General features: G+C 46.5%; 18 protein-coding genes and 1 CRISPR repeat array. Of the genes, 8 read left to right on the top strand and 10 right to left on the bottom strand.

Features of this window, described 5'->3' with window-relative positions:
• Window positions 1-100: 100 nt before the first annotated feature.
• Complete coding sequence (locus tag V512_RS10040) at window positions 101-535, top strand: four helix bundle protein (protein WP_243392377.1); 435 nt, start codon at window positions 101-103, stop codon at window positions 533-535.
• Here V512_RS10040 and V512_RS10045 read toward each other — a convergent pair.
• Window positions 522-731, bottom strand: coding sequence for a DUF2922 family protein (locus V512_RS10045; RefSeq protein ID WP_099830337.1), 210 nt, complete (start codon window positions 729-731; stop codon window positions 522-524). The genes V512_RS10040 and V512_RS10045 overlap by 14 nt on opposite strands.
• Before the next feature lie 196 nt (window positions 732-927).
• Complete coding sequence (locus V512_RS10050) at window positions 928-1,164, bottom strand: DUF1659 domain-containing protein (protein WP_099830338.1); 237 nt, start codon at window positions 1,162-1,164, stop codon at window positions 928-930.
• Between the two features lie 804 nt (window positions 1,165-1,968).
• Between V512_RS10050 and V512_RS10055 the strand changes: the two genes are divergently transcribed.
• The 6 genes from V512_RS10055 (at window position 1,969) to V512_RS10080 (ending at window position 7,538) form a co-directional block, all read left to right on the top strand.
• On the top strand, window positions 1,969-2,256 hold the full coding sequence (locus tag V512_RS10055) for a helix-turn-helix transcriptional regulator (protein WP_099830339.1): 288 nt from the start codon (window positions 1,969-1,971) through the stop codon (window positions 2,254-2,256).
• 87 nt (window positions 2,257-2,343) lie between these two features.
• Window positions 2,344-3,792 (top strand): PD-(D/E)XK nuclease family protein, encoded by a 1,449-nt coding sequence (locus tag V512_RS10060; protein ID WP_099830340.1) that lies wholly within the window; start codon window positions 2,344-2,346, stop codon window positions 3,790-3,792.
• Between the two features lie 159 nt (window positions 3,793-3,951).
• On the top strand, window positions 3,952-5,055 hold the full coding sequence (locus V512_RS10065; RefSeq protein WP_099830341.1) for a hypothetical protein: 1,104 nt from the start codon (window positions 3,952-3,954) through the stop codon (window positions 5,053-5,055).
• On the top strand, window positions 5,033-5,551 hold the full coding sequence (locus V512_RS10070; protein ID WP_099830342.1) for a hypothetical protein: 519 nt from the start codon (window positions 5,033-5,035) through the stop codon (window positions 5,549-5,551). The genes V512_RS10065 and V512_RS10070 overlap by 23 nt, the downstream gene beginning before the upstream one ends.
• A gap of 142 nt (window positions 5,552-5,693) precedes the next feature.
• A complete protein-coding gene (locus tag V512_RS10075; RefSeq protein ID WP_133117341.1) occupies window positions 5,694-6,740 on the top strand; it encodes a helix-turn-helix domain-containing protein in 1,047 nt (348 codons plus the stop codon).
• Between the two features lie 45 nt (window positions 6,741-6,785).
• The gene (locus tag V512_RS10080) at window positions 6,786-7,538 is read left to right on the top strand and encodes a hypothetical protein (protein WP_099830344.1); all 753 of its coding nucleotides are present in this window, start codon (window positions 6,786-6,788) and stop codon (window positions 7,536-7,538) included.
• Between the two features lie 385 nt (window positions 7,539-7,923).
• Here the strand turns inward: V512_RS10080 and V512_RS10090 are convergent, their stop codons facing one another.
• Window positions 7,924-8,304 carry a four helix bundle protein gene (locus tag V512_RS10090; protein WP_099830346.1) on the bottom strand — a complete coding sequence of 127 codons (381 nt, stop codon included), beginning with the start codon at window positions 8,302-8,304 and terminating at the stop codon, window positions 7,924-7,926.
• A 157-nt stretch (window positions 8,305-8,461) separates the two neighbouring features.
• On the opposite strand from V512_RS10090, the gene V512_RS10095 reads away from it, so the two are divergent.
• Window positions 8,462-9,187, top strand: coding sequence for a DnaB-like helicase C-terminal domain-containing protein (locus tag V512_RS10095; RefSeq protein WP_165775386.1), 726 nt, complete (start codon window positions 8,462-8,464; stop codon window positions 9,185-9,187).
• A gap of 482 nt (window positions 9,188-9,669) precedes the next feature.
• Window positions 9,670-18,452: a CRISPR direct-repeat array (repeat unit 30 nt; unit sequence GTTTCAATTCCTCATAGGTAGTCTGGGAGC).
• Between the two features lie 114 nt (window positions 18,453-18,566).
• Here V512_RS10095 and V512_RS15120 read toward each other — a convergent pair.
• From V512_RS15120 to cas5b, 7 genes are read right to left on the bottom strand one after another with little or no spacing between them, the layout of a single operon-like run.
• The gene (locus V512_RS15120; RefSeq protein WP_243392378.1) at window positions 18,567-19,085 is read right to left on the bottom strand and encodes a hypothetical protein; all 519 of its coding nucleotides are present in this window, start codon (window positions 19,083-19,085) and stop codon (window positions 18,567-18,569) included.
• The gene (cmr1, locus tag V512_RS15125) at window positions 19,082-19,366 is read right to left on the bottom strand and encodes a type III-B CRISPR module RAMP protein Cmr1 (RefSeq protein WP_243392379.1); all 285 of its coding nucleotides are present in this window, start codon (window positions 19,364-19,366) and stop codon (window positions 19,082-19,084) included. The genes V512_RS15120 and cmr1 overlap by 4 nt, the downstream gene beginning before the upstream one ends.
• Window positions 19,367-19,384: 18 nt before the next feature.
• Window positions 19,385-19,654 (bottom strand): CRISPR-associated endonuclease Cas2, encoded by a 270-nt coding sequence (gene cas2, locus V512_RS10110; RefSeq protein WP_099830348.1) that lies wholly within the window; start codon window positions 19,652-19,654, stop codon window positions 19,385-19,387.
• 3 nt (window positions 19,655-19,657) lie between these two features.
• The gene (cas1b, locus tag V512_RS10115) at window positions 19,658-20,647 is read right to left on the bottom strand and encodes a type I-B CRISPR-associated endonuclease Cas1b (RefSeq protein WP_099830349.1); all 990 of its coding nucleotides are present in this window, start codon (window positions 20,645-20,647) and stop codon (window positions 19,658-19,660) included.
• Between the two features lie 4 nt (window positions 20,648-20,651).
• Window positions 20,652-21,149, bottom strand: coding sequence for a CRISPR-associated protein Cas4 (gene cas4 / locus V512_RS10120; protein WP_099830350.1), 498 nt, complete (start codon window positions 21,147-21,149; stop codon window positions 20,652-20,654).
• Window positions 21,146-23,482, bottom strand: a complete 2,337-nt coding sequence (locus V512_RS10125; RefSeq protein WP_099830351.1) for a CRISPR-associated helicase/endonuclease Cas3 — start codon at window positions 23,480-23,482, stop codon at window positions 21,146-21,148. The genes cas4 and V512_RS10125 overlap by 4 nt, the downstream gene beginning before the upstream one ends.
• The gene (gene cas5b / locus V512_RS10130) at window positions 23,475-24,179 is read right to left on the bottom strand and encodes a type I-B CRISPR-associated protein Cas5b (RefSeq protein WP_099830352.1); all 705 of its coding nucleotides are present in this window, start codon (window positions 24,177-24,179) and stop codon (window positions 23,475-23,477) included. Before cas5b ends, V512_RS10125 begins: the two co-directional genes overlap by 8 nt.
• Window positions 24,180-24,188: the final 9 nt, after the last annotated feature.

Below are 24,188 nucleotides of genomic sequence, written 5' to 3' on the forward strand. Positions count from 1 at the left end.
TGTTGATTTCGTCCTTCGTCCAGGATCGTGAACCCGTCCCTCGTCCTTGGATAGACACTGAGAGCATCTTTGAGCTATCATTTCTCTGGAGGTGGTCTTAATGGCCGATTCTTATCAGAATCTAGATGTCTATAAGCTTAGTATGAAGTTTGCCTACGACGTTTATCAGATTGTCTCCACTTTCCCTGACTTCGAGAAATTCGGCCTTTCTTCCCAGCTTAGGAGAGCCGTTATCTCCGTTCCCTCTAATATCGCCGAAGGATCAGGCCGTCAGTACAAGAAGGAGTTTGTGCAGTTTCTCTTCCTGGCAAAGGGTTATCTCAGAGAAGCAATGACACAGCTCGAACTCTCGAAGATGTTTGGATATATAGATGAAGAGACTTTCAGTCAGATAAAGGATCAGGCGAACAGACTCCATAAGATGCTTAACAGGTTGATCTCCAGACTGAAGAACCCGGGTGGCTCAGCCACCCGGAGCCAAGGACGCCGGACGGGTCCTCGGGTTTGGACGATGGACGGTTCTAGATCAGATTAAACAACTCATTCTTCTGGGTATCGATCACTGCCGCGTAGTCAACCGCATAATTTGAAGGGATCACCTTCAGAGTTATGAGGTTTCCCATCACAGTCTCGACTTCAGATTGAGTGAGACTCGCCTTGGGCTCCTTTATGTAGAAGCCCTTGGACTTCTTCGCGGCTGAATCGTACCACCTAACGCTCAGGTTTCTCATGTGAGTTCCTCCTTTCGAGTAACGGTTCTCAGTTGACCGTTATCCGTCCTCCGAAAGAGCTATAAAGTGCAGTGGCATTGCATTTTCGATCCTAATCGGCGAACGGACTACGGCCTACGGTTACATTGTTTCACCGGTCAGAGGTAAGAAGTTCCCAACTTCAAACCTCCAGCCTCTACCCTCTTACATCAGTCTCTTAATCGATCGGTCCGAGGGTCTGGGTTTCAACTAGCTTGATATCGGCGATGATGTAATCGGTGAGGCCTGCGATGTTATAGGCTGCGTCATAAGCCTCCTGCGCAGTCATTGCCGAATCGACTTTGAGAGTCTGCCTCGAGAGGACTGGTTTGTCGTCCTCAATAACACCTGTATCCCAGGTGATCGAGAGTGCCTTCTCAGTTCCTACTACCATTACAGTTGTGCCAAGTCCCATGAAAATTCCTCCTTGATCTAGAGACCGGGGTCAGAGGTAGGGGGGTTAGGGGTTTGAAAGATCTTACCCACCCGCTACCACGTTCCCGCAACCTCCGTTTTTTATTCGTGGCCACGTGAGATGAATATATATCACCGGGTCAAAAATCTCCAAGCTCAGGTGAAAAACACCTGACTTTGGCTCTGGAATTACGGGAATGTATAATCAGAATGTGGAAGCAAAGGCTCGTTTCTCGAGAGTGACGGCCGTTAATTCTAAGAGCGGTTCGACACAAAAAACGAAATAAAATCGATGAAAGAACAAGAAATAGAATCAAAGAAATCGAGCAAAGAAAATAATCCGATCTAATCAGCAATAATCATGAATAATAAGCTGTATTTGAAAATCGCTCCGGTCTCTCAATACTGAAAAGCTCATGAATAGTTATTGACAGCATTTATGGGAATGAGATAGAATATATACAACCTGTTTTGATTGACTTACGGAGCTTATGGAGGTTCTTCAAAATATGGATAGTTTTGAAAAAACTGCTTTTATCTTTTGTTCTCTTTGTTTAAGGGTTTCTTTCTTGAAGAACTCAACTTCAGGTTTGTCCCCGTAGAATGACATTGGAATTCCTGACTGCACAGGAAACAAGTCCGTTCAAGTTTCAAGCATACTACTGCGTTTCAAAGCTAAAGACAGTCCGGTAATATCAGCATGAATATGAAGAGATGATTTGAAGTATATCGAAGGCTTCGAAGCCGATGCATTCAGAAAATAGAGTTCTGAATGAACTGCTTCCATGCAGAGAGGAGGTGATTTATGGGCAACCTGCGCGATGAGAGGATCATGAAGCAGCTTAGCCAGAGGGAGCTTGGAGAGGTGATCGGGAAGGACCAGAAGTATATCTCCGAGGTCGAATTTGGAAGGATAATTCCCTGTTTCCAGAAAGCGGATACGCTTGCCCGTTTTCTCGAGGTTCCGGTGGAGAGGATCTTTCCCTGTTTCACGAGAACTTCCCGCTTTCCCGGCTACAAGGATATCATGTATCTCTACAGTCTCGGATATGACATAGGGGTATATGAGAACGTTCTGAGAGAACTAACATGAAGGAGGCACAGTATGACTAACGAGAACAGGGTTATTAAAAGGCAACCGAATAGGAAGACACACAAGGGAACCGGGAGGTGATACACCATGAATCCGGCAGTAAAAAACGAGAACGGATCCCCTGCACGAGACCCGCTCTCAAGAAACAAATGTAACAACACGCAACTAAATACTACCACTTTCAGGCGGGAAAGGTCTAATTCTGTTTACCCTTTTTGCAACAGTGATATTACTTCGGCAATTCACGCAGAAGAAGCGTCAGGAATAGGACAGAATTTCTCTTGTCCATACATTTCCAGGCAATTAGCTCCTGAGAAATCGGAGAACGGAGAACGGCTGACGGAGAACCGTCACCCGTTCCCCTTATCCTACTCCCGAATCAAAGCCTTCGTGGAATGCCCTCACAGGTTCTATCTCCGTTATTTTGAAGGCCTGCCAGAAGCTCAGGGAGAGGGAAGAAAACATAACGGTCTCATCTTGAGGGCTGTGTTCAACGCTTATCTCGGTAATTCTCCTACTCCATTGCTCTTTGGAGAAAACCTCAAGAGGGATATGGAGCAGATAGAGTTCGGAGTTCAATTCCTCAAGAGCAAAGAGGTTCTTGCCCTCAATATCCCCTTCGCTCTGGACAGATTCTCCAATCCGGTACCCTTCGACGAACCAGAAGTCGTGTTTAGGGGCATAGCGCAGTGTCTTTACACTGCGCCGGGGTCGGAGACAGGTGGTAGCAGGTTCGTAAGATCACAATTCAATTCAAATGGAGGAAATGATGATCAGGGAACGTCATCCGATGTCCGTTCACCGTTCGCCGACAAAGCTGTAAGGAGCTTTGAATCTGATTTTCTTGGTCTTTCGGATGACGGAGGACCTGAGACGGTCAACCAGGCTCTTACCCTCTGTCACTTCAAGGCGGGGTTTGGCGATCCCGACTGGGAGAGGCTTCTTATATACGCCTGGGCCTTATCGAGAGGGGGATATAACATAGGCAGGATAGAATGGGTCTCTCTTTCTGCGGGGGCTTCCTTCTCGAAAGAGATAACGAAAGAGAACCTCGAAGAGGCGGGAATCAATCTCTATGCCTGGATAAACCAGATTCTTCAGAGCGACTTTTCGCCCGAAGCCGGAGATCACTGCTCCTACTGCCTGTATCATTCACTCTGTCCTCTCATGGAGAAGCTTGGAGAGGATCTCACGATAAGTGACAGTGACTCTTTGAAGAAGACCCTTCAGAAGACAGTCGCCTTTCAGGAAGGGGCGAAGAAGATGAAGAAGCTCGCGGATGAGTTCATAGACAGGGAAGGGATAGGAAAGGTTGAGCTAAATGACTATGAATACGCTAGCGATGAAGCTCCAACTCAGATAAGGCTTCTGGATAGAGAGGCGGCTCTGGATACAGTCGTCGGGCTTCCAGATCCATTCAAATTCATCACGTTCAAGAACCTTTCGGAGCTGGTCGACTATCTTCCCGAAGAAGCCTACGAGAAGAAAGAGAAGCTGAAGCCGGTGAGGAGGTTTCGAAGGGCCGCTGAGCGCTGAACGCTGGGGGTATGGGGTAGCGGGTTCGTAAGATCTTGACCAACCCCAAGAGAGTTAACGGTTCACCGAGAGGACATAAGAGCGGTTAGGCCATTGACCTGGCTCTTTCGGAGAACGGCGAACCGTTGACGGACAACTATTTCTAATGGAGGTTTTACCGTGAATTACATAGAACTTATAAACAACTTTTGGATAGCGAACAAGATACACAAGTTCAACTCTCTCGAGACATCTCTTTATTTCTTCATACTAGATTACGCCAACAACGCTAGATGGCCCGAGAGTTTCATAGTTCCAAACGGGATAGTTCAGAGCGTATACGGATGCACGAAGGGACAGCTCACAAGAGCTAGAAGAAGACTTTGCAAGGCGGGACTCATTTCCTATGAATCGGGCGACAGATTCAACCCCGGAAAATACTCGATTTCCGCGTTCCCGATGGATACCCGACACGTCCCTGACGCGTCCTTGACAGATACCCCGACGCGTGCCGAGAATCAGATTTCAACAGCCGCAGATGACGAGGAAATGAATGCTCTCGACCAAAGCACGGTTGATCGCGATGAGAGCCCGAAGAGTCCCCGATGCGTTCCCGATACGTTCTCGACTGATCCCAATAATATAAACAAAACTAAACCAAAGAAAACTAAAGAAGAAAGTACACAATTACCTAACGGTAATTCGTCAGTGAGACTGACGGGTGAGAGTCGGATTTCCGGTGGATTGTCGGCTTTTTCCGGTGTTGAAGAGAAATCAGAAGAGGAAACGGATCGAGAAGAGCAGACGACATTTTATGTGAAAGATGAGTCGTACGATGAAAAGGGAGTCACTTCTTTTTGCGGAGCCCAAACAGACGACGACTCTCCGCCTTTCACATCGGATGAATCTCAGTTCCAGCGGAGATCGGCCGACTTTTGCGTACCGTACGAGAAGATCCGTCAGGCCTTCATTGACCTCTGCCCCTCTCTTCCTGCCCCAAAGGAATCGGCAAAATGGTCGGGTTCGAGAAAGAGAAACGTCCGTGCCCGCTGGAAGGAGTATCCCGCTATAGAGTTCTGGGAAGACTACTTCAGCAGGGTGGAGGAATCCGAGTTTCTCTCCGGGAGAGTGACGAGATGGAGGGCGGACTTCGACTGGCTTATGAAGCCCTCTAATTTCGAGAAGGTCCTGGAGGGGAAGTACTCTAACAGGGGCGACAGGATGGCAGATGTTCTCAGGGACTTCGTGGGAGTTGGACTGGATGGACAGAAGCACATTCGCTGAGGGACTGGCAATGCTGAAGATGGCCTTCCCCGGATTCACTCTCGACAGACCGGCGGCAGAGCTATGGTACAAGATGGTCACCGACATCTCCGATTTGGCCTTCTCGGCAGCCGTGCACAGGTTAATCATGACTACGCATAGACCACCGACGATAGCCGCGATAAGAAAAGCGGCCCTGGATGAAACAAAGGATTCGTTGAGCGCGGAAGACGCCTGGCAGATAGTCATAGAGGACGTGCACAAATTCGGAATCTACAAAGAGCAATTCTACGACGATCCAAGGCTGGAGAATGCGAAAAGGACAATAGGCTGGCAGGAGTTGTGCGATATGACTGGTGATTCTAGAAGGGTAGTCAGGGCTCAGTTCATAAAAGCATATGAATCATACGATTTCAGGGAGAATGACAAGGCGCTCAACGGAAAGAAAGAGGAAGTGAACAAGGAGCTTCTCTCGAAACTCTTCGGCGGAGTTTTACCCGGAGCGAAGAGCCGCTGAGAAGATCCGCTGAACGCTAGTGAGGTGCGACCTTGCGGTTGGAGGTCCGGCGGTTTCTCAGCTTGAAACTCCGTGGCTTGAGACTGGTTTTGACTTGCAACTTGCAACTCAGAACTTGGAACTGATCTTGAAGGAGGAAAATATGGAAGAATTCGGAAGAAGATTGAAGGAAAGAATGATAGACAAGAATATGACTGAAGCCGAGCTCGCACAGAAGGTCCAGCTCTGGTCTTCGATACTCACTTCATACCTGCAGGGAGAAAGGTTCCCGGGGTACTACACATTGCTAAGGATAGCAGAGGCGCTGGATGTCTCTATAGATTTTCTTCTCGGTTTGAAGGATGAGCCCGAGCTCAATAGCGCCGTCAAGAAAAGCTCTCCCGGGGAGAAGAAGAAGTCAAGAGAAGAAGACCTCATAAGGATCACAAACAAGTACATAGGAGACATGAAGACCAAAGAGGCCCGAGTCTTCTACGGAGAACTCATGAAAGGCGAAGAGAAGCTCTCCGGCTTTGCCTTGTATGACGCGGCCAGACTTACTGCCTTTTTCGGAGAGAAGGAAAAGGCTCTGGAGATGCTGAAGCAATTCTGTAAGCGAAACCCGGATGAAACCTGCGGCTTCTGTTCCATTGCCGACATAGAGAGATCCATGGGAAGACTCAAAGAGGCCGAAGGGGACTACAAATGGGTTCTGAAAAAAGACCCGAAGCATTTCTGGGCGACCCTCCGGCTTGGAGAGATGGCCTTTGACGAAGAAAAGCTTACCGAGGCCTACTTCTGGTTCGATAAACTCACGAGAGACCATCCGCTCGACCCGACGGGATACTTCCAGCTGAGCAAGGTACTCGCAAGAATGGAGAGGCCTTCGGCAAGCAGGCAGAACTTCCTCGCAGGGATCATGCTGAACTTCTCCATGGAGATCCCTAAAGTGGCCGACCTTACGACGAAGGTTATCTACGACAACCTGGGAGATTCCTCCAGGACAGAGGATCTGATCGAAGCCGTCGAACTCATACGAAAGAACGCCGACAGGCTCGAAGCCGAAAGGAAGAATGGACACTACGAAGGACTTTCCTTTGGAGAGATGCTCCAGAGGCAGAGAGAATTCCTTTCGTCTTCAAATAGCCTGCAGGATGAAGGCTTGCTAGACGATGAATTCGAAGAAGAGAGCGCCGAGGCCCGGCTCTGATCTCAGTGATGGTTCAAAGAACAAAAGGTAGAAGAGGTGAAAGAGATGATGATGATTCTAAGGCTGAATGAAATAAGAAGGCACCAGTTTCTCGAAGAAACGGAAAAGGCGAAGGAGCTTTATCTGAAGACGATTACGGAAATAGGCTTGAGAGAAGACCCGAATTGGGAGCTTGAAGAGGAGCCGCTCGACGAATTCAAGTATGACTGCGAATACCTCGTGCTCGGCCGAATAGCCGAGGATTTCGGCGATCTTCACATAGCCAGGAGGCTCTTCGAGGAGTGTTACAGGAGATGGCCCGACGACATGAGAAGCGTAAAGGATCTCGCAAGGGTATACAGAAAGCTGAACCTTCCGAACAAGAGCGAGATGATGTACAGGCTGGCCCTCTCATACGATAACGACGACCGCAATGCGTTAAGGGAAATGAGTGAGCTTTACCTCGAGCTGAACAGACCCCTCGATGCCCTCGCATGGCTTCAAAGAGCGCTGCTTCTCGATCCCTTCGAGGCGGAGAATTACCTTCTCGTTGCGAAGGCCCTGAAGATGATAGACAAGGTCGAAGAGAGCATAAAGATGTTTCGCGCGGCAGCGCTTCTGGATGTCCGGCGCTATGAAGCGACCTTGAGAGAGAAGATAACAGAGGCCTACGCAGAAGAGATCGGAGATGCCGAGGAGCTGAACGATATCTACGAAGTGAATGAAGAGATCATGGAATGGATGAAGAGATCAATCAAGTATTTCCATAGCCGAAAAGGGGCGAAAGAACAGCAGGATGCCAGGAGATCGGGTGATTGATGAAAAGGACCTGCTGGGAAGAACCGCTGAGCGCTGAAGGCTGGGTAGAGCAAGGACCGGCGGGCTTCGCCAGGAAGTGATGCTCGCTGGCGCGAGGAAGTGATGCCCGGAAGAGCATCCGGGGAAGTGATGCTGCTTCGCAGGAGGCGACAAAATAGCCAGTCAGGCTACGCCAGGCCAGTCTTTGGTTCGCAAAGGCCAGTCTCGCCTTCGGCGAGTCAAGTTCCGCTTCGTGGTGAAAGAGCCGCTGAAGGCTGTGCGCTGGGGGTATGGGGTAGCAGGTACTTAAGATCTTGACCAACCTCTGAGTCAGCAGCTGACAACGAAGTTTCTTGCCTGTTGGGAGGTTCGTAAGATCTTGACCTACCCCAAGAGAGTTAACGGTTCACCGTTGACCGTTCTCCGAAGTGGAATGAGCAAGTGATTTCGAAAGTTTCCAGAGCATGCGGTTAATGCGTTCGGCACTCTCTTCAATAGTCCCAAGAGTCTCTTTGTTGATGTAGCCGAATTCGAACGAAAGTTCCAACTGAGAAACTGTCTCATTGAGGGAGCCTCGGGCCATGTAGAGGAAATGAACGAATTCCTTTCTGTATTGGCGACCGGCCCCCTCGGCAATGTTAGACATAACGGAGACTGCGGCTCTGCGAAGTTGAGAAACCAAAGCGTATCTCTCTTCCTCCGGAAAAGTTGAGGTAACTGAGTAGATATCCCTTGCGAAGTCCTTGCTCAACTTCCAAACCTCGAGGTCCTTGAATCTGAAAGCCATCATCACACCTCCCGATGATGATGATAGCAGAAGAAGCTTTAGCAGTCCAAGGAAGCGGTTTATTGACAGAACATAAGAGCGGTTAGGCCATTGAATCTGACCTTTTCGGAGAACGGCGAACCGTTGACTGACAACTATTTCTATGGAGGTGAATGAAATGACTGAGTACAAATGGCCGATAGAGAAACTTAACGACGTCCTTCAACCTATGAGAGAAACGGACCTTGTCGTGATAGGATCGAGACCCTCTCAGGGAAAGACTACACTGATGCTCAATATGGCCTACAGATTCGCGAGAGATGGAATCAAGACCGCATACGTAACACTTGAGAAAAGTACTGCACAGCTAAAGGAAAGGTTTGCTTCGAGCCACTTCAGAGACTATGAAGATGCGGAGCGCTTGAGAGAAGAGCTGAACAGGGTTCCGTTGTTCTTCTTCGATCTCAGAGACTGGGCGATAGACGAAGTGGCATATGAAATCGAGGAGGAGAAGTCCTCGCTCAATTTCGACGTCTGTTTCGTCGATTACCTGCAGCTGATTTGCGAGAGAGAGGGAGAGATCGACTGGTTCAAGGAGCTCTCGTTGCTTCTTGAGATTCCCATTATTCTCGGTAGTCAGATGAAGAGGACGGTCATGGATAATCCGTTCAAGGTACCTCAACAGAAGGACTTTCATGACGCTGAAGAGATAAACGCTTGCGCGGATACGATAATCATGCTTCATCACGAACGTTTCTATGACAACAGCGCGCCGAAAGATGAACTGAGAGTCATAGTCTCCAGAGACAGGGGAGAGGCCGTGAACCGCGAGACAGTCCTTCACTTCGACTGGGAAAGAGCGATTCTGATGAAAGAAGAAGAGAAGGAGTCATTACCCAGGTAGCTTGTCCTTTATCGTTCGGCGGGTTCTTAGAGTAAAGCGGTCTTTCCAGCGATCAGCAGGCATCGTAAAGCGGATTTTCTGAACGAGACGGTTGCCCAGCTTGAGATTTCCTTTGAGTTTGGCTATATGAATCGAAATCAGCTTGAACTAATCGAGAGGAAGGCCGAAAGCATTAATAGAATGCTCTGGAAACTCTCCAAATCTCTTGAAAAATCGGAGGACCGATGACGGCTGACCGAGGACCGCTATTCCAGCGTACAGCAGCTCTTATTCTTGCAACTCACAACTTGGCACTTGCAACTGGTTTTCCCTTGCAACTGCTCCACTCACACACCCTAACGGCAGGAAGGAAGAGAGATCCTTCCTGCTCTTTTAGTGATATCTCTTTGATCCTTTTCCGTAGACTACTGAACCAATATGTCTCTAGTTTGTAAAATGTCCCAAGCTGCAGTCCTTGACCAGTTCATTGAACTCTCTCTCAAGATTCAGTTCCTCATAGGTAGTCTGGGAGCATTTCCCTGAATGTTGGGGGAAATTTCAAAATCGGGGGTTTCAATTCCTCATAGGTAGTCTGGGAGCTGCTACTAATGTTGGGGAATGGATAGATATTTCATGTTTCAATTCCTCATAGGTAGTCTGGGAGCTATATAGATTTAGGCTAAAAATGCCTAATTTTAGTGTTTCAATTCCTCATAGGTAGTCTGGGAGCCCACACTATTATATCTTCTGGCAGCTCATCAGTTAGTTTCAATTCCTCATAGGTAGTCTGGGAGCCCAGGATAAGAGCGCAAAAAAAAGAGATCTCTTTTGGTTTCAATTCCTCATAGGTAGTCTGGGAGCCCCTCGATTAATATCATTTTTCGATACATTTCGAAGTTTCAATTCCTCATAGGTAGTCTGGGAGCATTTCCCTGAATGTTGGGGGAAATTTCAAAATCGGGGGTTTCAATTCCTCATAGGTAGTCTGGGAGCGGGATAGAACATGGTTACATTAACAGAGAAAAAGGCAAGTTTCAATTCCTCATAGGTAGTCTGGGAGCCTTGTCAGCTTCTTCGCATAGTCGGGATCGGTAGCGGTTTCAATTCCTCATAGGTAGTCTGGGAGCAATTTCAAGGTCTGTAGCTAGCTCCGACTCATTAAGTTTCAATTCCTCATAGGTAGTCTGGGAGCCTCATACTTACACACCGCCTTCACTTTAGGATACTAGTTTCAATTCCTCATAGGTAGTCTGGGAGCTATGGATGAGAAGAGAACGAGATTCCATCGATAACAGTTTCAATTCCTCATAGGTAGTCTGGGAGCTGACCATTAGAAATGCGCGTGAGTCTAAGTAGCAAGGTTTCAATTCCTCATAGGTAGTCTGGGAGCCCTAATTTCTAGACTTGTAGCCAACTCTGACTCACGTTTCAATTCCTCATAGGTAGTCTGGGAGCACGTGTACTTAGTAGTATAGTATAGTAGTGTACCTAACGTTTCAATTCCTCATAGGTAGTCTGGGAGCGACCCTTTTCCAAAGGAATCGTATTCAGAAATCCGGGTTTCAATTCCTCATAGGTAGTCTGGGAGCTCTACAGAGGGCAAGAGCTTGTCCACGTGGCAGAGTTTCAATTCCTCATAGGTAGTCTGGGAGCGATGTTCGAGCTTCTGTTGCTCTTTATTTGCTCTGGGTTTCAATTCCTCATAGGTAGTCTGGGAGCGATATGCTTTGAATGTCCCGCTTGTGTCCGCAAAAGTTTCAATTCCTCATAGGTAGTCTGGGAGCCCTTCAGTTAGTATCATTTGTCGATACATTTCAAAGTTTCAATTCCTCATAGGTAGTCTGGGAGCGATTTATAACTCACACCCAGCTATAAATTACCCGATGTTTCAATTCCTCATAGGTAGTCTGGGAGCAAGAACCGCCGTGAAGCCCTGAAGTAGTAGCACTGTTTCAATTCCTCATAGGTAGTCTGGGAGCTGAAAGAAATACATCCCACGCTTCGTTCTTTGAAAGTTTCAATTCCTCATAGGTAGTCTGGGAGCATGCTCCTGCGGAATATAAAACTTTGCCAATTTTTCTAGTTTCAGTTCCTCATAGGTAGTCTGGGAGCGAAAGCCACCTATCTTTTCTTTGAGATGGGAAAGTTTCAATTCCTCATAGGTAGTCTGGGAGCCTGTCAAGAGCCCCGTTAGCCACGCAAAGTCCTCTCCCAGTTTCAATTCCTCATAGGTAGTCTGGGAGCGATCCGTTCTGTCCGAGATGCTCCACGGTTGCAGCTGGTTTCAATTCCTCATAGGTAGTCTGGGAGCTAGGATATGCCTCCATAGTGGTCACATGGTTCATAGAGTTTCAATTCCTCATAGGTAGTCTGGGAGCTGACCATTAGAAATGCGCGTGAGTCTAAGTAGCAAGGTTTCAATTCCTCATAGGTAGTCTGGGAGCTGGAGAAAGCGGATCCGACTGATAGGGCAATAATCGTTTCAATTCCTCATAGGTAGTCTGGGAGCAATAGAGAAAGGTCTATTTACTGATAGAGAACAAGGTTTCAATTCCTCATAGGTAGTCTGGGAGCTCTCTTCATTCCTCCGACTCCCTCGATTAAATATAGGTTTCAATTCCTCATAGGTAGTCTGGGAGCGGAAACGGCTCCTTTAGAGAAGCATCTCTGCATCGGTTTCAATTCCTCATAGGTAGTCTGGGAGCTCCAATGTTAACTTGAATAGCCGATTATAGACACTAGTTTCAATTCCTCATAGGTAGTCTGGGAGCATCATGTTAGATTCCATTTTTCCTAACTCACAAAAGTTTCAATTCCTCATAGGTAGTCTGGGAGCGAAGAGAGACTACATGGGTATATCACGTTAGCAAAGTTTCAATTCCTCATAGGTAGTCTGGGAGCGAGTACTATATTACTGCCAGTTGGAAAGTACCACGGTTTCAATTCCTCATAGGTAGTCTGGGAGCCAGCTGCCTCTACGTCACCAACATATTTTTTTGACAGTTTCAATTCCTCATAGGTAGTCTGGGAGCGTTAAGGCATTAGGCGAAAAGGCGGTTTATGATGCGAGTTTCAATTCCTCATAGGTAGTCTGGGAGCAGGCGGCAACTGCGGAGGCCGGTTCATTTGTGCTGGTTTCAATTCCTCATAGGTAGTCTGGGAGCGATGTTCGAGCTTCTGTTGCTCTTTATTTGCTCTAGGTTTCAATTCCTCATAGGTAGTCTGGGAGCTATCCTATCTGGTCTATCCAAGGTTTCAATACAGGAAGTTTCAATTCCTCATAGGTAGTCTGGGAGCCCTTTATGGCCGGCTCAAGCCAGCATATCACATACAAGTTTCAATTCCTCATAGGTAGTCTGGGAGCACTGCTCTTGAGGCCTCCTTTGAACATGATGAACAAGTTTCAATTCCTCATAGGTAGTCTGGGAGCGCTGAAGCTCTCAAACATTGACTTGCCAACGCTGAAGTTTCAATTCCTCATAGGTAGTCTGGGAGCGGCCCTTTCCCAAAGGAATGGTGTTCAGGAAACCGGGTTTCAATTCCTCATAGGTAGTCTGGGAGCCAGGATTTTCTCAAGCTTTTCTGGCGTCTTATTCGCGTTTCAATTCCTCATAGGTAGTCTGGGAGCTATATGTCTCGTACGTGAATCCAGTTACCCTCTATAGTTTCAATTCCTCATAGGTAGTCTGGGAGCTCGTCAAGGGGCTGGCAGATGTAACAATTGGAGAGAGTTTCAATTCCTCATAGGTAGTCTGGGAGCGCCCTTTTCCAAAGGAATCGTGTTCAGGAAACCGGGTTTCAATTCCTCATAGGTAGTCTGGGAGCGCGCACGACTGGCGGGATGCTTTCAAAGAACTCAAGTTTCAATTCCTCATAGGTAGTCTGGGAGCCCTATTTTTTTGCGCTCATGATAGTACGGTTTCGTTTCAATTCCTCATAGGTAGTCTGGGAGCCTATCCAATTGGTCAGGTGGTCCATCTGTACTTGAGGTTTCAATTCCTCATAGGTAGTCTGGGAGCGACAAACTCTCGACCCGTTTTCCTGAATGGGATTTGTTTCAATTCCTCATAGGTAGTCTGGGAGCTCACCGTCTGGCCCTTCGATATCAAAGAAGGATCGGGTTTCAATTCCTCATAGGTAGTCTGGGAGCCCTTTGCCGATGTGCTTGTTGGGAGCTGGCTTCCTACGTTTCAATTCCTCATAGGTAGTCTGGGAGCTCGGATCTACCGGGCCCATTGAGATCCCGATCAAGAGTTTCAATTCCTCATAGGTAGTCTGGGAGCGCGCACGACTGGCGGGATGCTTTCAAAGAACTCAAGTTTCAATTCCTCATAGGTAGTCTGGGAGCCCTATTTTTTTGCGCTCATGATAGTACGGTTTCGTTTCAATTCCTCATAGGTAGTCTGGGAGCGGTTCATCTACGAGCGGTAGCCAGCCTTCCGCAAGGTTTCAATTCCTCATAGGTAGTCTGGGAGCTTATGTAGGAAACGCTACGCCATATACTGACGGAGAGTTTCAATTCCTCATAGGTAGTCTGGGAGCGCTCGATCCTTCGTTGACTTTCTTCCACTGCTCATGTTTCAATTCCTCATAGGTAGTCTGGGAGCTATACCCAGTCATTATCCTCATATGTGTAAGCAAGGTTTCAATTCCTCATAGGTAGTCTGGGAGCGAACTTCAGAGTATGGTAAATGGTTTCGTGCACTACGTTTCAATTCCTCATAGGTAGTCTGGGAGCATTTCACGACTGGCGGGATGCTTTCAAAGAACTCGAGTTTCAATTCCTCATAGGTAGTCTGGGAGCTGAAACGTTGCGAAAGCTAGTCTCTGCAGAATTGCGTTTCAATTCCTCATAGGTAGTCTGGGAGCTTAAATTGCATAGCGAAGTCGGTTAGATTTGCTCCAGTTTCAATTCCTCATAGGTAGTCTGGGAGCAAGATGTTCCCTGGCTTCCCGGAAGCACCGAGGCAAGTTTCAATTCCTCATAGGTAGTCTGGGAGCTACTCCGGGGTTGAAAAGGTCAAATGAGCCTGGGTAGTTTCAATTCCTCATAGGTAGTCTGGGAGCACTTATTTTCGTGCACTGTTACCTCTCTGCAAGTACGTTTCAATTCCTCATAGGTAGTCTGGGAGCGAAGTATCCCACGGCGCCTCACCCGGTGCCCATTCAGTTTCAATTCCTCATAGGTAGTCTGGGAGCGCACAAAGGTGGTGACTGCCAATATTGATATTCGCATGTTTCAATTCCTCATAGGTAGTCTGGGAGCAGTTGAGATAGATGACTATACTGATTATGAGAAAGGTTTCAATTCCTCATAGGTAGTCTGGGAGCCAAACCAAAGTGTATGCCGCGTTCTGGTATTGCTGAGGTTTCAATTCCTCATAGGTAGTCTGGGAGCCAAACCAAAGTGTATGCCGCGTTCTGGTATTGCTGAGGTTTCAATTCCTCATAGGTAGTCTGGGAGCTAAACGAACAAATTATAATTACCCGTCAAATGAATGTTTCAATTCCTCATAGGTAGTCTGGGAGCCAGGATTTTCTCAAGCTTTTCTGGCGTCTTATTCGCGTTTCAATTCCTCATAGGTAGTCTGGGAGCAGTGTATAGGAGTTGTAGATTCGAACCACAGCTTGAGTTTCAATTCCTCATAGGTAGTCTGGGAGCTCGATTCACCGTAGAGGCCTTCACCATTTCTCAGGAGTTTCAATTCCTCATAGGTAGTCTGGGAGCCGATTGACTTGAGCTTTTCAACGTCATCTAAGCCGGGTTTCAATTCCTCATAGGTAGTCTGGGAGCCGAAGAAGAGCTATCAGAAAGAGACGAAGATCGAGGGTTTCAATTCCTCATAGGTAGTCTGGGAGCCTTTTGCTTTCTACCATCTCTCTCACACTCCTTTCGGTTTCAATTCCTCATAGGTAGTCTGGGAGCCAAAATTCGCCCGAATTTTGCCCCGCCATTGAAAGTGTTTCAATTCCTCATAGGTAGTCTGGGAGCCTATCATACTATATTCCATTTTTCCAACTACTTTGGTTTCAATTCCTCATAGGTAGTCTGGGAGCAGGAGAGATTGCATGGGTATATCACGCTAGCGAAGTTTCAATTCCTCATAGGTAGTCTGGGAGCATTCACGTGCATTTCTAATTTCTAGCAACTGCGCGTTTCAATTCCTCATAGGTAGTCTGGGAGCGAAATGCACGTGAATCAAGGTAAGTAGTCAAGTAAGGTTTCAATTCCTCATAGGTAGTCTGGGAGCACCCACACAGCAGACCAGGAGGCGTGATTACTTCTCAGTTTCAATTCCTCATAGGTAGTCTGGGAGCCCGTGAATTTTGTTCACTTACTTATTGCCAGGTTCAGTTTCAATTCCTCATAGGTAGTCTGGGAGCCACCCCCTTTTCCATGAATTTTGAACCATGATAGAGTTTCAATTCCTCATAGGTAGTCTGGGAGCGTTAGAAAAGTAGTCAAAGCTTTGAAAAGGCGCCCAGTTTCAATTCCTCATAGGTAGTCTGGGAGCAATTTGATCAAAGCTCTTAAGTTTTCGTGCCACTGCGTTTCAATTCCTCATAGGTAGTCTGGGAGCATAATATATAGCTATAATGGTATGTTACAATTTGTTTCAATTCCTCATAGGTAGTCTGGGAGCACTGTTTTCAAGTTCAATAGCCTTTTCGATACCTGCGTTTCAATTCCTCATAGGTAGTCTGGGAGCCCAGCTCTCCCGGCGCCGACTCGTGTGAAATTTCTGGTTTCAATTCCTCATAGGTAGTCTGGGAGCGACTCAGTGAAGATTACAGCCAGTGGTGACGCTCTGAGTTTCAATTCCTCATAGGTAGTCTGGGAGCGCAATCCTCCGCTAGCGGGATTGTAGTTGTAGTCATGTTTCAATTCCTCATAGGTAGTCTGGGAGCCATTATTCTCGTATTCCTCCGCTGTCAGATATCTTTGTTTCAATTCCTCATAGGTAGTCTGGGAGCAAACGATGAGATTAGGGCAAAGATCGTTGGCGATGTGAGTTTCAATTCCTCATAGGTAGTCTGGGAGCACTAATGCCGAATGGGCCTTCATTTTGCTTATGGCTCAGTTTCAATTCCTCATAGGTAGTCTGGGAGCTGTCCTGTTATAATCCCATTTGCGCTTAAAATATTGTTTCAATTCCTCATAGGTAGTCTGGGAGCCTGAAAAAAACATCAGATGTCTATTGGTATCCGGGTTTCAATTCCTCATAGGTAGTCTGGGAGCTACGTTCTTCAAAGACGTGGCAGCAAAAGGTGCGAGTTTCAATTCCTCATAGGTAGTCTGGGAGCCCTAAATCAGAGAAGTTTGCAATGGTTGCCGAGGTGTTTCAATTCCTCATAGGTAGTCTGGGAGCTCTGACCGGGAAGATCTCTTACTCTGGGTCAGACGAGTTTCAATTCCTCATAGGTAGTCTGGGAGCACAGTAGCAGTTCGCTCGGCTTTGCTCTCGCTTATGTTTCAATTCCTCATAGGTAGTCTGGGAGCCTGACTCTCTCAATCTCTACCTCGGCGATCGTCTCTAGTTTCAATTCCTCATAGGTAGTCTGGGAGCGAGTTCTTGCTTCCCCCCAGTCCCAAGAGGAGCCGGGTTTCAATTCCTCATAGGTAGTCTGGGAGCCATCATATCCTCTTGTGTTCTTCATGTCATACCTCGTTTCAATTCCTCATAGGTAGTCTGGGAGCAACGAGATTCCATCGATAACATAAGAATGCCCGTGTTTCAATTCCTCATAGGTAGTCTGGGAGCCGATCCGATGCTCGTGGCCGCCGTTCCAAAACTGAGTTTCAATTCCTCATAGGTAGTCTGGGAGCGAGAAATACATTGGGCTGTACTTAAGAGGGAATGTCTTGTTTCAATTCCTCATAGGTAGTCTGGGAGCAATCGTCTGAGAAGGAACTTTCTTTCTCGGATGATAGTTTCAATTCCTCATAGGTAGTCTGGGAGCGTTCAATAGCTTTTTCGATACCCGCCATAATCTGCTGTTTCAATTCCTCATAGGTAGTCTGGGAGCCTATTGTCGCCGCTGAAGCGGTTGGCGAGGATAGGTTTCAATTCCTCATAGGTAGTCTGGGAGCGAAGGAAGAGGAAATTGGCGAAAAGGAGGCGAGAAAGTTTCAATTCCTCATAGGTAGTCTGGGAGCGTATTGTTCCCCGGAAACTTTGGTACCAAGAACATAAGTTTCAATTCCTCATAGGTAGTCTGGGAGCAACTAATCCCTGGTTCGTAAAACTCGGATATACCGTTTCAATTCCTCATAGGTAGTCTGGGAGCCAGAACTCCTTGAGCAAGCCCACGAGAGCTGCTGCCAGTTTCAATTCCTCATAGGTAGTCTGGGAGCGAGGTGGTGCATATCGCATCGATGTTGACGATGCGACTGGTTTCAATTCCTCATAGGTAGTCTGGGAGCTGAAGACCGGTGGTGGTATCTTTGATATCCAATATGTGTTTCAATTCCTCATAGGTAGTCTGGGAGCCAGTTTATCTGAATCGGCAGCCTTTGCGCTTATGGTTTCAATTCCTCATAGGTAGTCTGGGAGCGGTGTCGGCTGGAAAGTCACGCAGATGATGAGAGATGTTTCAATTCCTCATAGGTAGTCTGGGAGCCAGGAGAAACCCGCTCAGAAATTGAATGTGGAAGAAGTTTCAATTCCTCATAGGTAGTCTGGGAGCATTGCGAAGAGCGAAGAGGAAGCGCTGGACTACGGAGTTTCAATTCCTCATAGGTAGTCTGGGAGCGGGTAGCGTGAATATCGAGGTTCTCACGGACGACGAAGGTTTCAATTCCTCATAGGTAGTCTGGGAGCGGCACCATCTCGTCCCCAAAGCCACCCGTACCACGTTTCAATTCCTCATAGGTAGTCTGGGAGCGATAATCAACCGATTCATCAACGTACTCCGTGCTTTTGTTTCAATTCCTCATAGGTAGTCTGGGAGCCTGAAGCCTATCCGTGAGTTTGTCTTTGATCGAATAGTTTCAATTCCTCATAGGTAGTCTGGGAGCTATCGGCTGGGTAACCATGCAATGGGCGGATACTCAGTTTCAATTCCTCATAGGTAGTCTGGGAGCACAAAACTTTTTAAAGGAGTGATAGAGATGGTAGAAAGGTTTCAATTCCTCATAGGTAGTCTGGGAGCCTGAATCGTCCTTGAAGAGTTCATCGACAAACTTGTGTTTCAATTCCTCATAGGTAGTCTGGGAGCGCAAGACCACAGGCGGGAAGTCACAGGCGAGACCTACGTTTCAATTCCTCATAGGTAGTCTGGGAGCCCATTATTATATAGATTATATAGTATTTTCAGTGTTTTGAGGCAAATTATGTTCATGCCTGTTTTTCAAAGACCAATGTCTTATAAATCCCATTTACAATGGAAGAACAAAATTCTAGTATTTCTGTCGATCCCCCGGTGTTTTCCATGAATCAGGGGTCGACGGGATATACAAGTTCTTAACTTCTCTGCCCACATACTTCAGGTTCGCTGGTGGAAGAGATTTTCCAACTTCTGTCTCGATTTTCCAGTAGTTCTTCAGCGAAAAGCCTTTCTTGTGATCGCTTTTTTTGATAAAGCAATTTTCCTTAAGGAATCTGTTGATCATCCGAAGTGATTCTATTGGTTCTCCTGTATCATCAGTGAGTTCAAAGAGGCCATTACCAAATTGGGGCTTAGCCCCTCGAGAACCAAAGTTGCTCATAATTGAAAGGACAGCCTTAAGCTGCTCTTCAATTTGATCTCTATCGCACCTTGGAAGAACTCCAAGCTCAAAAGAGCCAAAATAGTTCATGGCATAACGGTTTTTCTCAAAGACCCTGCTTAACCAATTCTCGTTAATATCGTTGGTTGTAATTTGTGAGGAGGGTTCATTCCCTTTAACCGGCTGCTTGCCTTCAGCTGTTGAAATCAAATTGAACATTCTCTTCCAATCTGTAGTTCCAAATAGATAACAGGCAGGACAAAGGTTTGAAGTCTTTCCTTACTGTCTTTTTCTTTGCTTGATAATTTACAGCGATTATCTGAGGTTGGATCGCAAACGTAATAGCCGAGCCCCCTCGCGATGACTTCATACCACCATCTAATGCTTCCTATGATTCCCGTTTCGTGTACCCGGTCCATCTTTCCATCTGACCCGCCGGTCCATAGCGGGGTAAGAGTCTTCACCTTAAATGTGATCGGTCCACTCTCCATTTTTCCCACACCTCTTTTCTATATAACTCCATCGTTAGCTACTTGTTTCTTATCTATTCCGAGTATTTCGATGGTTAAATGATCTTCTGACCTAAGTTTGTAGATTCGTACTGAATCTTCTTCCTTGTTCATCATTCTTCCCAGGCGTTTTTTAAGGGACTCGAGGCTTGCCTTTGTCAACTCGCCCTCAAACACGGAATTTTGAACCCAGTCCATATACTGCCTGCAGATCTTTAGCGCTTTGTTCACTCTTTTTTCCCCGATATCGTAGACGAGAAGAATGTACACGTTCTATTCCTTCCAGGGAATGTATTCGCGCTCGCCAGTAATCTGCTTTTCGATTTTGTAAAGCTCCAGGCGAATCAGATACCGGTACGACACGTTTCTTTTCAATGCCGGATGCTTTATCGTTGTCTTTAATTTCTCATCATATGCTCTCACAAAAGTCTCTTTTCCAGAGTCGTTCATGTAAATCCCTTCCAGATGTTTAGCGAAGTGCTTCGCCTGTATCTGTTTCTTGTTTATCAGGGAGAAGATAAGACGGTCTACAAGGACAGGTTTGAAGACCTCGGCGACATCCAGATTCAGAGAAAAGCTACGGAAATTAGTTGTGTGAAGGTACCCAATCCGCGGATCAAGATGTGTGCGGTAGATCTCTCCCAGCACTGTGGTATAGAGCATTGTGTTCCCGAAGCTTATTAATGCGTTGAGTCTGTTCAGGGGTGGTTGCCTAGTTCTTGATACGAACTCAAAGCTTGAGTTATCTATTATTGCATCAAAGCATTTGTAATAGAGATCTCTGAAGTTGCCTTCTATGGCCATTGATTCGTCGATGCTTGCAGTTTCTACCAGTCGATCTTTCAATGAATTCAGGCTTTCGATCGCGTTTTCCATGTCTTTTCCACGTCGGTTGTAGTATGCCAGAACATTAAGCATGTTGGTCATCGAGGCGCTGACAAATTTCTTCGCAAGGTCAAGACGTTTCTCCGGATCGTTGTAGAAATTAGCTTGTTGAAGTATCAGGAAGCCGGAATTGAGGTGCTCCCTTGGATAGTATGTCCCTGAATAGTAATCGTATCGGTTGAAAAAGTGGAGAGGGATCTGTTTTTGGGTCAGAAATTCCAACACTCTTTTGTTGAGATCCAACTCTCCAAAAGCGCATATGGAATCCGTCTGCTCCACCGGAAGATGGACCTTCTTTCCGTCTTCTTTCTCGAAGACAAGAGTGTTGTTCATCCTCAATAACTTTCCCGAAGTGAATAGATACAGCATCCGTTTCATATCATCACACCCAACAGTAAGAGTAGTATGCGCAGTTCTTGCACTTGTTCTGAGTTCTTTCTAGAGACGGAATCGGCCCCTCAACAAGGGCTTGGATCTCATCGCACAATGTCTTGATTCTTGCTTCTTCTTCTGCTGTCAACATAACTTCGATCTTCCGCTTTTCTTTTGGAACAAGTAACTGGCCATTCGCTTCGACTCCCATTTCTTTCAGGCGCAGCAGGTAGAAAAGCAATTGATCTCTGGCCCCTTCAAGTGAATACTTGGACTTCTTTATTTCACTGACGATCGTTCTTCCCTTTTTCTCTTCGACCATGTCCAGTCGTATGTTATCTATGGCGATATCTTTTTCTCCTCTGTTTTCGTAGGAGGTTTCATGGATGAGACGACCTAGGGCAAGATTCATGTTTTCGCTTTCTGGAAATATTCTATGGGCCACTAACCACGCTTCCCTGGCACAGTTCGAATATGAAAGCACAAGATAACCGGTTATCTCTATCAATAGACGTCACACCCGGACAAGTGAAAACCCGTCAACTCGTTGTAGTAGCGTTCCAGCTCGTCTTTCTGAACGTAGCAGAAACCGCCTACCACGGGCGGAAGATCGGCTTCACTCTCATCATGTTTTACACGATAGTTGATTATGTAAGGTGCGAGTTTTCTTACTATGCTTTTCTTTTCCGCGAGTAGCTTGAATTTGTCTTCAGCGGTAGTGGGTCTTTGAAGGATGTCTGTGTATTCTTGCCAGGCGGTTTCTGCTTCATCGTCAATTTCAAGGAACACGGGGTATCTCCTACCGCTCTCATCGATCAGCTTAAAATCCGCGATGTTGGCAAATTCGAGCTTGTATATGCTTTCCAGAATTTCCTTTGATTGCATTTCGAAGCCCGATTCTTCAATAGCTTCGAAGTAGTCTTCAACGAGTGAATAGAGTTCCGATTCATTGTATAGGGTGCTATTAATAGCTTTTTTGGTAGCAGATAACAAAACTGAGTCATAGATCTTGCTCGGCGCACGGTGTCCGTTGAAGTCAGTTAATTCAACAAGTCTTATTCTTCCTCTGTCTTTTCTGCTGGATCTGTTGACCCTTCCTGCGACTTGAACGATGCTGTCCAGGGGACCCATGTCGCGGATGCAGTAGTCGAAATCTAGATCAACACCGGCTTCGACAAGCTGGGTTGTAACCAGTATGCAAGGGCCGTCTTCGTCCTTTATGTTTTGAATTCTTTGCCTTCGAACTTTCGGCGGGACTTTTGTAGAAAGATAGTAAAGCTTTTCAACTTCTACATCATGCAACTCGAGAATTTCCTTGAAAGCAGCTTCAGCCGAAGCTATTGTGTTCATAACAATCATCAGGGACTTCCCAGATGACCTTGCTTCTTCCACAGCATTTGGCAGCAGGTTGCTTGTGAATTCTTCAAAGGTCATCTCGTCTATACGCTCCAGTTCAAACCTGTTAAGCGGAATATCTTCATTGACAAGAGATTCGCCGCTTAAGCCGAAACACGATGGCATGGTTGCCGTGGAGAATATGAATCTTGTACCTCCGTATTGGGCGAGTAGCTGCATCACTTTCCCGGTAAGGGCCCAGTATCTTGTGGGAATTGCCTGAATTTCGTCCAGCAGAACTATGGAACCCGGGATCCTGAAGAATTTTGGGGTTCTTTTTCTTGTGAAAATAGAATGGAAGAAGCTCACAAATGTAGTGATAGTTAGCTCGCTGTTCCATGAGTTTATCAGGAGGTCTGCCTCGTACTTCTCGTAGTTCTCATCTTCGTTATCTGTGGAGAAATCTATCTCCGAAAGATGATGCTGCTGTAATAATTGATTTGGAGTCGGCTCGGGCCGACCCGTTTCAATGAAGAGTTTTCGCGCAACATCGTAAGTCTGATCTATTATGCTCAGGAAAGGTAGGCAATATATAATCCTGGGAATATAACCTTCTTTCGTTAGTTTGCTTCGCAATTTCAGTGCCAGTGAGAGAAGAGTCAATGTTTTCCCGATACCTGTAGGACCTCTGAGAGTACCAGTTTTGAAGTCGATATTTGATGTCGCAAGGTCGTAGAATTTGCTCCTAAGAAGGTTCATGGGATCTGTTCCCGGCATGTCAAAACCTTTCGCTTTCCTGTAATCTTCTACAAGTGTTTCGGGAAGATCGTCCCTCTTAGGCAATGGCTTATTTCTGAAGGCAGCGTCGGTTTCATCTGCCCAGCGCAGAAGGGATGAGAGGTACATATACAATACAAAAGGTCGGATATCCTTTCTATCGTCCAGGAAGAAATCTTCGTAATAATCCTGCCAATCGTAGACGAGATCACTTAATTCATCTTTGTCCAGTCGTGGAACATCGATTTTCATACGAAGTTCTTCAAGAAAATCTTCGTTCAGATTTGAGAGCTGCCATTCTATGAGTTCTGAATCGCTATCCAGGTCACAACCGAATCCTGGATTTTCAGCGTGACCATGGTGCCGCTTCAGGAGACTCACTATTACCGGGATGAGATGTTGAATTTCCTTTGGTGCTTTCTGCATCAAGTACTTTCCTATTGCAAAAGCTCCTAAAGCAGAATGCTTGGACCTGTCGCTGTTGAATCTGCGTTTCATGATCTTATTTTGAAACTCAGGAGTTGCTTTTCCGAGATCATGTAAGTATGCGATGGCCTTAACCAGAAAGCCCAGGGTCTTTTTATCGACCCCGAGCAGATTTTCAAAGTCCATGAATAGGCTCGCCGTTTCGATCTCGGAAATCATTAGGTGATAGACACCATCGAGATGATCCATCAACGGCCTGGGCTCTTCACCTTCTCTTGCTGGATGGGAATAAACTTCAGACAAGCATTACCACCTCTTCTTGAGTTCCTTTTATTTTCACGATTTCAGACTGAGGAGGGCTCTTTAACAAAAGAATTCGTTTACCGTCTTCTTCATAGGCAATTTCCGAGTAACTCTGGACTCTCCTCTCGTTATCCATGGAAATCGCATGTGTCTCACGGAAGAGATTTAGCCCGCTCTCGAATCTGATTTCTCCCTCATCAAACAGATAGACTATGGAATCGACCAATACCTCACCATTCATATCATTTGCTTCATATTCTCCGACGTAATCTACAGAGGCTATGAATTCAGAAATGCCAAGGTAAGGAGTGAAGTGTGTCTCATGGTTCTTGAGTTTTCCTCTCAAAGTCAACAAGAGTTCCATACTTCCTGTGACATAGATCCGATACTTGGGGGAGACGACACATTCGACGGGAACAAGGATACTGCCTCCGCTCTTCGTGTGGAGGTATTTCAGATTGAAAGTGGTCTTTCTTACGGGCCTTAAAACCCTGACACCAGTCTTCAAGCCCTTGGCCTCAAAATAATCTGACTGCTCGCTCTTGCCGAAGCCTCCACTTTGAACGCCAATAATGTTTCCCAGCAAACCAACGACGGCTGTACGCGGCGGGACCGAATAAGTCAGCGCCGATGTCGTGGTGTATGGCTTTCTGAAATGGGCGTAGTCACTGGCTATGTCGAAGACGAGGACTTTCATGAGTCCTCA

Origin of the sequence: Mesotoga sp. Brook.08.105.5.1, assembly GCF_002752635.1 — a bacterium.
Taxonomy (GTDB): Bacteria; Thermotogota; Thermotogae; order Petrotogales; family Kosmotogaceae; genus Mesotoga.